General features: G+C 70.3%; 10 protein-coding genes. 5 read left to right on the top strand and 5 right to left on the bottom strand.

Annotated elements, in window-relative coordinates; genetic code table 11:
* Window positions 1–176: 176 nt before the first annotated feature.
* The 3 genes from E3O23_RS02955 to E3O23_RS02945 are packed head-to-tail and all read right to left on the bottom strand — an operon-like array spanning window position 177 to window position 3,462.
* On the bottom strand, window positions 177–1,553 hold the full coding sequence (locus tag E3O23_RS02955) for an MFS transporter (protein WP_166790386.1): 1,377 nt from the start codon (window positions 1,551–1,553) through the stop codon (window positions 177–179).
* Entirely contained in the window at window positions 1,550–2,536 is a 987-nt protein-coding gene (locus E3O23_RS02950) for an aldo/keto reductase (RefSeq protein WP_134488024.1), read from the bottom strand. The genes E3O23_RS02955 and E3O23_RS02950 overlap by 4 nt, the downstream gene beginning before the upstream one ends.
* A 59-nt stretch (window positions 2,537–2,595) precedes the next feature.
* The gene (locus E3O23_RS02945) at window positions 2,596–3,462 is read right to left on the bottom strand and encodes an alpha/beta fold hydrolase (RefSeq protein WP_134488022.1); all 867 of its coding nucleotides are present in this window, start codon (window positions 3,460–3,462) and stop codon (window positions 2,596–2,598) included.
* Between the two features lie 174 nt (window positions 3,463–3,636).
* Between E3O23_RS02945 and E3O23_RS02940 the strand changes: the two genes are divergently transcribed.
* The 4 genes from E3O23_RS02940 (at window position 3,637) to E3O23_RS02925 (ending at window position 8,297) form a co-directional block, all read left to right on the top strand.
* Entirely contained in the window at window positions 3,637–4,494 is an 858-nt protein-coding gene (locus tag E3O23_RS02940; RefSeq protein WP_134488020.1) for a DUF4349 domain-containing protein, read from the top strand.
* 10 nt (window positions 4,495–4,504) lie between these two features.
* A complete protein-coding gene (locus E3O23_RS02935) occupies window positions 4,505–5,692 on the top strand; it encodes an acyl-CoA dehydrogenase family protein (protein WP_134488018.1) in 1,188 nt (395 codons plus the stop codon).
* Complete coding sequence (locus E3O23_RS02930; protein ID WP_134488016.1) at window positions 5,689–7,032, top strand: threonine/serine exporter family protein; 1,344 nt, start codon at window positions 5,689–5,691, stop codon at window positions 7,030–7,032. The genes E3O23_RS02935 and E3O23_RS02930 overlap by 4 nt, the downstream gene beginning before the upstream one ends.
* Before the next feature lie 395 nt (window positions 7,033–7,427).
* Entirely contained in the window at window positions 7,428–8,297 is an 870-nt protein-coding gene (locus tag E3O23_RS02925) for an alanyl-tRNA editing protein (RefSeq protein ID WP_134488014.1), read from the top strand.
* Between the two features lie 47 nt (window positions 8,298–8,344).
* Here the strand turns inward: E3O23_RS02925 and E3O23_RS02920 are convergent, their stop codons facing one another.
* Entirely contained in the window at window positions 8,345–9,151 is an 807-nt protein-coding gene (locus E3O23_RS02920; RefSeq protein WP_134488012.1) for a hypothetical protein, read from the bottom strand.
* Window positions 9,152–9,178: 27 nt separating this feature from the next.
* Window positions 9,179–10,738: an HNH endonuclease signature motif containing protein gene (locus E3O23_RS02915; protein WP_134488010.1), complete on the bottom strand. Its 1,560-nt coding sequence runs from the start codon at window positions 10,736–10,738 to the stop codon at window positions 9,179–9,181.
* A 330-nt stretch (window positions 10,739–11,068) separates the two neighbouring features.
* Between E3O23_RS02915 and E3O23_RS02910 the strand changes: the two genes are divergently transcribed.
* Window positions 11,069–12,082, top strand: coding sequence for an acyl-CoA thioesterase (locus tag E3O23_RS02910; protein WP_241983292.1), 1,014 nt, complete (start codon window positions 11,069–11,071; stop codon window positions 12,080–12,082).
* Window positions 12,083–12,096: the final 14 nt, after the last annotated feature.

Raw genomic sequence — 12,096 nt, 5'->3', positions numbered from 1 at the left:
ACCAAATCTGACAGCCGGCGATCAGAGACCGGCTTCACCCACCCTGTACGCGCCATACCGTCAACGTAACACGAAAGACCTTAACTGAACGGTATTGCGGCTAGCCACGAATCCCGCGAGGCCCGTCGCCAGGCCCGTCGCCAGGCCGGTCGCCGGCCCGCCGTCGACTCCGGCAGTCAGCCCAGCGGCACGAGCGCGGCCGGCCCCATCGGGTCCGGCACGTCCTCCGCGTTCGGCAGGCTCGTGATGAACCGGAAGAACACCAGCGCCAGCAGGGTGGCGATCCCACCCCCGATGATGAACGGCAGCGCGAGGTCGACCCGGGCGACGAGCCCGCCGAGCAGGCTGCCTAGCGGCATCGCGCCCCACAGCAGCGTGCGCCAGGTGCCGTGCACGCGGCCGAGCAGATGCCCGGGAATGATGCTCTGCCGAAGCGACATGACGAGGATGTTCCAGACCGTGATCGACCCGCTGGAGATCGCGAATGCCACCCCGACGACCCACCCGTTCGGCCAGACGCCCATCAGGACGAGGGTGGATCCGCTCAGGATCAGCATCAGTGCCATCGCCCGGCCGGCGTTCAGCCGGTTCTTCAGCGGAGCGGTCAGGACCGACCCGAGGATGCCCCCGGCCGCGCCGGCGAGCATGAACACACCGAACAGGGCCTCCGGCAGGCCGAGGGGCCCCAGCACGAACAGCACAGCGCTCGCGGTCGCGAACGAGAAGGCGAGCCCGCCGGTCGTGCTGACCAGCCAGAGCGTTACCAGCATCCGGCTCTTCACGATGAACCGGTAGCCGTCGACGAACTGGCGGTACCAGGCCACCTGCGGCGCCTCGAGCAGGGCCGCGTGCTGGCGGCCCGACGCGACCTTCGGCAGCAGCAGGGCGAGCACGGCGGCCACAGCGAAGGCCAGCGCGTTCACGCCGAGCGGGATGAGCACGGACACCGCGAAGAGCAGGGAGGTGAGCGGCCCGGACAGGAAACTCTGCACGACCAGCTCGCCGGCCTCGATGCGCGAATTCGCCCGCGGCAGGTCGACCCGGGCGACGATGCTCGGCACCACGGCCCGGGTTGCGCCGTCGTACACCGTCTCGAAGGCGCCGTAGGCGAAGATCACGATGTACAGCCACCAGATCGTCAGGCCGTCCGTGGCGCTGAGCACGCAGAGCACGACGGCCAGCAGCATCCGCACACTGTCTGCCAGCGCGAGCGCCTTGCGCCGGTCGATGCGGTCGATCAGGATGCCGGCGGGAATGGCGCAGAGCAGCCAGGGCAGCATCGCCATGGCGGCGATCCCGCTGATCAGGAGCGGGTCGTCGGTCAGCCGCGCGGCCAGCAGCGGCATCGCGGTGCGGGCGATCCCGTCACCGAGGTTGCTCGCGATGCTGGCCGTGAAGAGGTTGGCGAAGGCGGGACCGAGCCCGTGTTTCGCCGGCGCGGGCGCGTGACCGCCCCGCGCATCCGCGGCGCTCGCACCTTCTTCCCGTGCATCGGGCGCGCTCGCCCGCTCCCCCCGCGCATCCGTCGCAGCCGCCTCCCCCGGCTCGCTCACCACCTCGAGTGGATCTTCTCACGCAGGAGACGGTCGTAGATGTCCTGCACACCCTCGTTGAAGGCGAGGCCGAGGGGTTCCGCGCTTCCGGCCGCGGCGTTGGCCTGCGCCTGCGAAATCGAGCGGGCGCCGGGGATGACGCTGCTGACGCCGTCGATCTGGGCGACCCAGGCCAGCGCCGCCTGCGCCGGCGTCAGGCCGGCCGGCACGAGCGCCGCGAACTCCGCGGCGGCGGCCAGGCCGGTCTCGAAGCCGACCCCGGAGAAGGTCTCCCCCACGTCGAAGGCGCTGCCGTCGAGGTTGTAGTTGCGGTGATCGGTCTCGGCGAATTTCGTCTCGCGCGTGTACTTCCCGCTCAGCAGCCCGCTCGCCAGGGGCACCCGGGCGATGATGCCCACCCCCGCCGCGCGCGCCGCCGGGAGCACCTCGTCCAGCGGCTTGAGCCGGAAGGCGTTCAGGATGATCTGCACGGTCGCCACCCCGGGACGGGCGATGGCCGCGAGCGCCTGGTCGCAGGTCTCGACGCTGACGCCGTAGGCGGCGATCGCCCCCTCGCTGACGAGGGTGTCGAGCGCGTCGTACACCTCGTCGGACTCGATCACGTCGCTCGGCGGGCAGTGCAACTGCACGAGGTCGAGCGTGTCGGTGCGCAGGTTCTCCCGCGACCGGTCGGTCCACTCGCGGAAGTGGGCCAGCACGTAGTTCTCGGGCAGCTGCTCGGACCGGCGCCCCATCTTCGTGGCCACGGTGATGTCCTGGCCCGGGGCCTCGACCTCCAGGAAGTGCCCGATCACGCGTTCGCTGCGCCCGTCGCCGTAGACGTCCGCCGTATCGAAGAAGGTGACGCCAGCTTCCACGGATGCCCCGAGCACGGCCCGCGCGTCGGCCTCGGAGACGTCGCCCCAGTCCGCCCCCAGCTGCCATGTTCCGAGTCCGATGACCGATACGGTTCGCCCGGTCCTGCCGAGGGTTCGCTTGTCCATGACGCCAGCCTAGCCACCTCCGCGACCCGGCCGCGAGAGCGCCGCGGCACCCGCGGCGCTCAGGCGTCGGGCGGGCGCCGCGTGGAGTCCTGAACCCCGGCGGCCGACGCGGGCACCGTCGTCGATCCAGCCTCCTCGATCGCGCGGACGATTGTCCGCGCCAGGCGTGGCCGAATGAGGTGGTCGTTCGCCTCGACCCGGTACATCGTCACGTGGCGCATCCGCTCGATCACCGTCATGCTCCCCGGTGCGATGAAGGCGTCGAGCGACCCGTAGACGACCGCGACCGGGATGTTCAGGCTCGCCACGTCGCTCACCACGGTCTGCGACTCGATGCAGTGCTCGAGCGACTTCACGAACGGGGTCCAGCTTTTCGTGGTGATTTCGAAGATCCCCTTGGGCAGCAGCCGCGAGATGATCGCCGCGTTGGCGAGGGTGAAGTCCTTGTTGGCCCGCAGGAATTCGTAAGCTCGCAGGTACGCGGTCACCCGGCCGCGCACGCGGGGATCGCCGATATCGGCCGGCGAGAGATAGACCGGCGGCCCGACCAGCACGAGTCCGGACACGCGCCGGCGGTTCTTCGCGGCGTAGCGGGAGCCGATCAGGCTGCCCAGCGAGTGGCCCACGAGGGTGAACGACTCGTCGAGCTTGAGCGAGCGGATGGTCGCCTCGAGCGAGGCGACGTGGTCTTCGAGGGTGTACTCGCAGTCCTCCGGCGCGGGCGACTGGCCGAAGCCGAGGATGTCCACGGCGATCACGCGGTGACGCGGCACCAGCAGGGGAACCATGTTCCGGAACGTCTCGGACGACGAGGCGATCCCGTGCACGAGGATGACGACGGGACCTGACCCGGCATCCGTCGCGATGTGCAGGAGCGGTGCCCGGCGCCAGCCGAACACAGCCGCGAGATCCGCCCACCAGGTCATGCGTCCAGTATGGCCGGGCCGGTCGACTTTCTCGCTCCGCGCGGCGGACGGGGCGGGCGGGGCGGGCGACGCGGCGCGCGACACCGCCGGCGGCCCGAACCCCGACGCCGAATTGTGATTCGACTCCCAGAAAACATCCAGACAGCAACCCGCCGCGTGGTCATACTGTGAGGCATGAAGCGAACCCTGGCCGCCACCGCGATCGTACTCGCGGCGCTCCTCCTCGCCGGATGCACGTCATCCGGATCCAGCGACAGCTCCGGCCCGCCGGTCAGCGACGGCGGCGGCGTCACCGACGGCGGCGTCAGCGGCGAGCCGGCCCCGGACAAGGGCGTCACGGGCGGCGAGGTGATCGCCGACAACCGAGACGTGATCACCACCGGCACGGTATCGCTCACGGTGAAGGACCCGATCAAGTCCGCCCAGTCGGCCGCGGACATCACCCAGGAGGCGGGCGGGCGCGTCGACAGCCGCAGCGAGAACCCGAGCACCGACGGCCAGCCGGCGAGCGCGAACCTGGTGCTGCGCATCCCCGCCGACGAGCTCGACAACGCCGTGATCGAGCTCAAGAAGCTGGGCACGGTGAACAAGGTGTCGCTCAATGCCACCGACATCACCCAGCAGACGCAGGACATCGCGGCCCGCATCACGTCGCTGCAGACCTCGGTCGACCGGCTGCTCGGCCTGATGGCCAAGGCGACCGACACCACCGACCTGATCGCGATCGAGAGCGCCCTGTCCCAGCGGCAGAGCGAACTCGAGGGCCTCCAGGCGCAGCGCGACTACCTGGCCGACCAGGTCGACTTCTCGACGATCAGCCTCGAGCTGTACTCCGAGGGGACGGTCTCCCCGCCCAATCCGGACAACTTCTGGGACGGCCTCGTCGCCGGCTGGAACACGCTCGTTTCGGCCCTCAGCGGCGCCCTCGTGGCCGTCGGATTCCTGCTGCCCTGGCTGGCGGCGCTCGGTGCGGTCGGCGGAGTCGTGCTGCTGATCGTCTGGCTGTCAACGAGGAAGCGCAAGGCTGCATAGGCTGGGAGGCGTGAATGACTCCACGCCTGCCACTCCGTCGCCGCTCAGCGACGAGCTTCTGGCGCGGATTCGCGGGCGCGCGGCCGGGTATGACCGGGACAACGCCTTCTTCACCGAGGACCTCGCCGAGCTTGCCGAGGCCGGCTACCTCCGCGCCCTCGTCCCGGCCCGGTTCGGCGGGCTCGGCCTGACCCTGCAGCAGGTCGCCCGCGAGCAGATCCGGCTCGCGGGCCACGCTCCGGCGACCGCCCTCGCCGTCAACATGCACCTCGTCTGGACCGGCGTGGCCCGGGCCCTGCTCGAGCGCGGCGACGACAGTCTCGCCTTTCTGCTCGATGGCGCGGCCGCCGGCGACATCCTCGGCTTCGGAGTGAGCGAACCGGGCAACGACCTCGTGCTGTTCGGATCGATGACGGATGCCCGCCCGCAGCCGGACGGCGGCTACCGGTTCTCCGGCACCAAGGTCTTCACCTCGCTGTCCCCGGCCTGGACCAGCCTCGGCGTCATGGGGCTGGACTCGTCCGTGCCGGACGCGCCGAAGATCGTCTGGGCGTTCATCGACCGCAGCGACCCCGGGGTCAGCCGGAAGGACGACTGGGACACGCTGGGCATGCGGGCCAGCCAGAGCCAGAGCACCGTGCTCGACGGCGCGTACGCCCGGCCCGACCGGGTGTTCCGCCGCCTCGACCCGGGGCCCAACCCCGACCCGCTGATCTTCGCCATCTTCGCCACCTTCGAGATCCTGCTGGCGGCCGTGTACACCGGCATCGGCCGGCGAGCGCTCGAGCTCGCCGTGGACGCCGCCGGGCGGCGCACCTCGCTGAAGAACGACGGGCGCAGCCTGGACCAGGATCCGGACATCCGCTGGCGGATCGCCGACGCCGCCATCGCCATGGACGGGATCTACCCGCAGATCGACGCGCTCGCCCGCGACGTCGACGAGCTCGCCGACCACGGCGCCCAGTGGTACCCGCGACTGGCCGGGCTCAAGCACCGCGCCACCGAAAACGCGAAGCACGTGGTCGACCAGGCGCTCCGGGTGAGCGGCGGTTCCTCCTACTTCGCCGGCAACGAGCTCGGGCGGCTGTACCGTGATGTGCTGGCCGGCCTGTTCCATCCTTCCGACGCCGAATCCGCGCACTCGACGGTCGCCTCGGCCTGGCTCGGACCCCTCACTGACCCTGGACCCGCGACATGACCAAGACCTCGAGCATCGGCATCATCGACACCGCCGCCCATACCCGAGCCGTCCTGGACCTCACCATGCGGCTGGCCGAAGTCATCTTCGCCGCCGGCGCCGGCGCCGAGGATGCCACTGCCGCGATGGAGGCGATCACCCGCGCCTACGGTCTCAAGGGCACCGAGGCGAACATCACGCACACGATCATCAACCTGACGCACGAGGACCCGGCCACGCACGAGTCGATCTCGCGCAGCCGCAACGTGAAGTACCGCTCGCTGAACTACGCGAAGCTCACGGCGACATCCGAGCTGATCGCCGAGCTCCTCGAGAACCCGATGGATGTCGCGGACGCCCGGAAGGCCCTGGGCACGATCGTCAGCGCGAAGCCGCAGGTGCCGGTGCTGTTCCGCCGCATCGGCTGGAGCCTCGTCGGTGCCGGCGCGGCCGTGCTGATCGGCGGCGGACCGGTCGTCATCATGGCGGCGTTCATCGCGGCGTTCATCATCGACCTGATCACCACCATGCTGGACAACCGCCGGGTCCCCGTGTTCTACCAGACGGTGGTCGGCGGCGCGATCGGACCGATCCTCGCCGCCCTGGTGCAGCTCATCGACCCCAGCGCCAACCCGTCACTCGTCGTCGTCGCCGCGATCATCATGCTCCTGGCCGGCGTCACCACCTTTGGCGCCGTCCACGACACGCTGTCCGGGTTCTACCTGACCGGAACCGCCCGCGCCCTGGAGGCCCTGGTCGTCACCGGCGGCCTCGTCACCGGTGTCGCGGGGGCGTCGCTGATGCTCAGCCGGCTCGGCTTCGGTCTGCGCGTCGACTCGGATGTGGCCCTGACGCTGGCCAACCTGCCGTTGCTGCTGGTGGCATCCGTCGTGGTCGTCATCGGCTTCGGGCTCGCGGTGCAGGTGCCGTGGCGTGCGTTCTGGGTGGTCTGCCTGCTCGGTGCCGCAGCCGAGTTCCTCTACCTGGCCGGCGCGAACGCGGGCTTCGGCCTGGTCTGGTCGTCGGGCGCGGCAGCGGTCGGCGTCGGCCTGCTCGCCGCGGTGGCCGCGCGCCTCGTGCGCACGCCGCCGCTGGTCATCATGGTGTCGGCGCTGGTTCCGCTCGTGCCCGGGCTGAGCCTGTTCCGCGGCCTGCTCCAGGTGTCGGAGGGCGAGATCGATGGTCTGCTCAGCCTGCTGACGGCCGGCGCGGTCGCCGCCGCGCTCGCGGCGGGCGCCATCCTCGCCCAGTCGCTCGTGCAGTTCGTCTGGGGTCCGGCCCGCCGTCTGCAGCGCCGTTCCATCGGCCCGCTGATGGCGCTGCCGGTCGCGCTCGGCCGCCGCGCGGGCAACCGGATCTAGGCCCCTCTTCTTCCGCCGAACTGTGAGTTTGGCACCTTCGCGGGCCTTGCGAAGGTGCCAAACTCACGGTTCGGCGTTGGGGGGACGCGCCGTTTGGGGCGAACCCGCGTAGGGTCGAGGGGACGGATGCCGCCGGGGCTCGGTTCGAAGGGGTACACATGGCTGACAAATCACCGAAGAAGGATGCGTCCAAGAAGGTCGCTGGTAAGTCGCTGAAGGAGAAAAGGGCCGACAAGCAGGCCAAGTCGAGCGAAACCGAGAAGGCCAGAAAGCGCTGACGCTCTTCTCCTCCACTATCACCGGGTGCTGCCTCGCTAGACGGGGCAGCACCTTTGTTTTGCCGAATGCGGTCCTCCCCAAGGCCCCGTTCCCGAAAGAAACCACGAAAGGCTCCCTTGACGCTCCCCACCCAGGACACCGTTGTGCTTTACCCGTCCGGGTCGATCGGTAACGCCGCGACCGTCCTCCATGCCGCGCCCCTGCCGGGCGACCGGGTCGCCGTGCTGCTCGATGCCACCAGCGTGCACCCCGTCGACGCCGGCTGGCCCGACCAGGGCGCCGACGCGGCCGTGCTGCGGATCGGGGAGGTCGACCTCACGGTCGTGGACTGCATCGTGGGCGCGACCGACGGCGCCGAGCTGCACCTCGGCCGGGACATCCCGGTCGGCAAGGGCACGGAGGGCTGGGCGTTCGTGGTCGTGCACGTCCTGGCGGGCGGCTCTGAGCCGGCCGAGGGCGACGCGGTCGCCGTGCTGGTGGATGCCGACGCCCGGGCGCGCACCTCGGCCGGGCACACCGGATGCCACGTGGCCTCGCTCGCGCTCAACCGCGCGGTCGCCGACCGCTGGAAGAAGGAGATCCGCACCGACGGCCTCGGCAACCCCGACTTCGATGGGGTGGCGATCGACGCGTCGCTCATCCGCGAAAACGGGTCGACCGACACCTATCGGCTCGGCAAGTCGCTGCGCAAGAAGGGCTTCGTCACGGACGGCTTCGCCGAGGACCTGGCCCAGGTTGAGGATGCCGTGAACGCCGCCCTCGCCGGCTGGGTCTCCTCCGGCGCCGCCGTGCGGATCGAGTGCGACGGCAACCTGCTCACCGACCGCCGCTCCTGGGTCTGCGAACTGCCCGAGGGCACCGTCCGCATTCCCTGCGGGGGCACGCACGTGGATTCGCTGGCCGAACTCGGCGCACCGCGGGTCATCCTCTCCCTCTCGGACGTGGACGGCACCAGCATCCTCACGATGGAGACGTCCGTCGGCTGAGGCTGGGCCTACTGCGATCCGGCCGGCCAGGGTCCGCACGGTCAGCGTCAACGGACGAGCAGGGCATCCACCGGTTCGTCGCCGCGGATCTCGCGCAGCAGTTCCAGGATCCGGTCGATGACCGCCGTCGAGATACCGCGGCAGACGATGCTGTGCGGTCCCAGCTCGCCGAGCCCGCCGGCGCGCACCCGGATGACCTCCCAACCGACCTCGCCGAGCGCCGCGTCCTTCTCGCGGTCGGACGCCTCCTTCAAGCCGCGGTGTGCCGTGCCGTCCCGGCCGGGATCGTCGTACTCAATCGCGATCCTGAGCGCGGGAATGATGATGTCCGGCCACACCTCGGGCTTGCCATAGAACGTTCGACTTATCCGCACGGCGTTGACGCGGTGCGGGAGCTGGATGCGCTCGGCCAGCAGCAGCCGCAGCCGCTGCTCGGTCATGGACGTTCGCGTCTTCAGCCCCGGCTTCATGAACGGGATGCCGCCTTCGAACCGCGCGGAGGGAGCCTGCGCGTTCGCCCGGCACTTGGGGCAGCCCGGACCGGTCAGGACCTCGCGCACCGTCGCCTCGAAACGCGAATGACCGCGCTCGCAGATCCACTCGTAGGACGCGCCGATGCGCGTTTCACCGGCCAGGGCCGCCCGCCGGCTCGGGGCCGCCTTCCGCAACAGCTGTGCCCGACTGCGCTTGGTTTCGGACAGGAGCATGCAGAGCGGACAGTCGCGCTGGATGGTGATCCTCGCCTCGCCGCGCGAAGCCCCGTGCCCGCAGCGGAAGCTGACGCTGCTGCCTCCGCCGCTCCGGTTCGCATCATCGCCGTGGTTCAGATCTTCGCCGTGGCTCGCGCCGCCCATGCCTGCCCTCCTGCGTACGCGTCCACGCTAATCGCGTCCACCGACATCCGCAGGCGGGAGGGTGACGGGTGAGCCGAGGTGGAGGGCGCTTTTGCTGGAGAGGCGGATCGGGGTTTGGTCGGGGTCGATTCCGGGTGGGGGGATGAGCCAGTAGGTCGCGGCGCCTTCCCGTTTTATCTTCCAGCCCTCGTTGTGGAGGCGGAGGTGGTCGGGTTTGCAGAGGAGGACCCCGTCGGCGATGTTGGTGAGGCCGTTCTGGGCGAGCCATTCGTTGATGTGGTGGCCTTCGGTCCAGGATGGTGGTTTGGTGCAGCCGGGCCAGAGGCAGCCGCCGTCGCGGACGGCGAGGGCGGCTTTCTGGGCTGGGGAGAAGAGGCGGTTTTCCCGGCCGAGGTCGACGACCTGGCCCTGGTCGAAGGCGAATGCGGTGAAGCCGGCGCAGAGGTGCCGGTCGATGTCGGTCAGCGGGATCGGGTCGGGATGACCCTCGATGGCCCCATGCCCTTCGGTGGAGCTGTGCCCTTCGGTGGAGTTGTGGCTGTCGGTCGCGCTGTGGCTGTCGGTGTTGGTGTGGGTGGTGCTGCTGCGTTGGACGACGATCCTGGCGGTGGGTCGGGAGCCGGAGAACACGGTGCCGGGGTCGGCGGTGATGGCGATGTGGATGAGTTCGATGAGGGTTTCCGCGTGGATCTGGTCGGTGCTGCGGGGGTCGTCGATGATTTTCTGGGCGCGGGCCTTACGTTCCTTGTCGACGAAGCGGGGGCCGCCGCGGCGCGGTCCGGTGAGCTGGCCGAGGACTTCGAGGAGGAAGGTGCCGTTTTCAGGGTTGAGCTCGAAGTCGCCGTGGACCATCCCGTTGGGTTTGCGCCAGGTGCGGAGGTATTGCGCGGCGCGCATGGCGTCGGCGCGGGCGGCGATGCCGGTCTCGTCGATCTGGTCCCGGGCGTGCCGGGCCGCGGTGAACGCCTGTTCCGCGTTGAGGCCCTGGCTGGCGGCAATCCCGCGATCGCTGGTCCGGACGTCCGCGCAGCGTTCGATCAGCGCGGTCAGGGCGTCGCGGAGCATGTCCGGGGTGACGTCGGCGGCTGGTTCGCCCAGGCCCTTGCGGAGGTAGCCGGCGGTGTCGAGGCCGATCCGGCCGGCGGTGACGGCGTCGCCGAGCGGCGCGTGCCAGGGCGCCTCGAGGGCGACGGCCGGGAGGTCCCACTCGGGGTGCTCCGCGGCCTGGTCGGCGGCGTGTTTGGCGAGCTGTTCGGCGGTTTGGGCTTCGGCCATCATCGTGCCGACGTCCACGAGCCGGCGGGAGTCGACGCGGGAGCCGCCGGAGAGGGACTGCACCATCGCTTCGGGGCTCTGGTGGCCCTTGCGCCGGGCCAGGCCGGCCTGGCCGAGGGCCCAGTCGGAGCGGCGGGCGATCTCGGCCGCGGACAGGGCCGCGTATTTCGTGGTTTCGCCCACGTGCGCGGCGATGCTCTTGTGGGTGGCCTCGAGGTCGTCGTCGGTCAGGGCGGCGAACGCGGCCGCGTCCAGCCGCTCGCCGGCGAGGGAGCCGGTGAGGGACCTGAATACAGCTTCGATGCTTGCCATACTGAGATTCTCTCAACAACCACCGACATTCGTAGCTACGTTCACCCTCCGGAGACAAGAACCTGCTGCCCCGCCCTGTGGAGGACACGGCGGTAGACAAGGCGGAGGACCAGCCGCAAGACCAGCCGTTGGGACCAGCAGCGGGACCAGCTGTTGGGCGAGCCGGAGGGCAGGACGGAGCACTGCACGGGGAACAAGACGGAGCACAAGACGAAGGGCAGCAGGACGGGAAACGGCGCGTCACACCTGCCCACAGTGCCGGCCGATGTGCGATTCTGGGACAGAGACGGGCATCCAGAGACCACCCGGCCGCACAGAGTTGGAGTTCCCGTGACGATCCCCAAGCCCGCCACCGAGCCTCCGGCCACCGAACCTCCCGTCCCCCTGCAGAACGACCGCATCACGCTGCGGTTCATGGCCAATCCGCAGGACGTCGCCGCATCCGGTACCACCGTGGCCGCCGGCAGCGTGCTCGAGTGGATCGACAAAGCGGGCTATGCCTGCGCGGTCGGCTGGAGCGCCTCCTACTGCGTCACCGCCTACGTCGGCAATGTGCATTTCACCAGGCCGATCGAGCCGGGCAGGCTCGTCGAGGTGCACGCCAGGATCATCCACACCGGCCGCACGAGCATGCACGTGCCCGTCACGGTCGAGACGACGGATGTCCGCGAACGCCGGTACACGCCGGCGACGCACTGCATCCTCGTCTTCGTGGCCATGGACGACGCCCGCCGCCCGCGCGAAGTCCCGGAGTGGCGCCCCCGCTCGGCGGCCGACGAGGCCCTGCAGCGCAACGCACGGGAGAGGCTCGAACCGCGCCGGCGCATCCAGGCCGCCATGCGCGACCAGCTCTATTCGGCCGAGGGCACGACCCCCCGCACCGTCTTCCGCTTCCTGGCCGCGCCCGGCGACGTGAACTGGGGCGGCAAGGCGCACGGCGGAACGGTCATGCGCTGGATCGACGAGACGGCCTACGCCTGCGCCGCGAGCTGGAGTTCGGAGGCCGCCGTGGCCGTGTACTCGGGCGGCATCCACTTCTACCGCCCGATCCAGATCGGCGACATCGTCGAGGTGGATGCCCGCCTCATCCATACCGGACCCCGCAGCATGCACATCAGCGTCCGGGTTCGCTCCGGAAGCCCGCGCACCCCGCACGACCTGCAGCTCACCACCCAGTGCATGAGCATCTTCGTCTCCCGCGGGGCCGACGGCAGCGCGGAGCCCGTGCGCCCACTCCCCCTCGCCAGCGCGGAAGATGAGCGCCTCGACGCCCACGCCAGGGCGCTCATCGCGATGCGCGCCGACCTGCCGACCCTCCCCGTGGACCTCGCACACAGCCCCTGAGCCACAGCCCCTGG

Source organism: Cryobacterium tagatosivorans (assembly GCF_004402215.1).
GTDB classification, from domain to species: domain Bacteria; phylum Actinomycetota; class Actinomycetes; order Actinomycetales; family Microbacteriaceae; genus Cryobacterium; species Cryobacterium tagatosivorans.
This window is presented reverse-complemented; position numbering and strand designations above follow the sequence as displayed.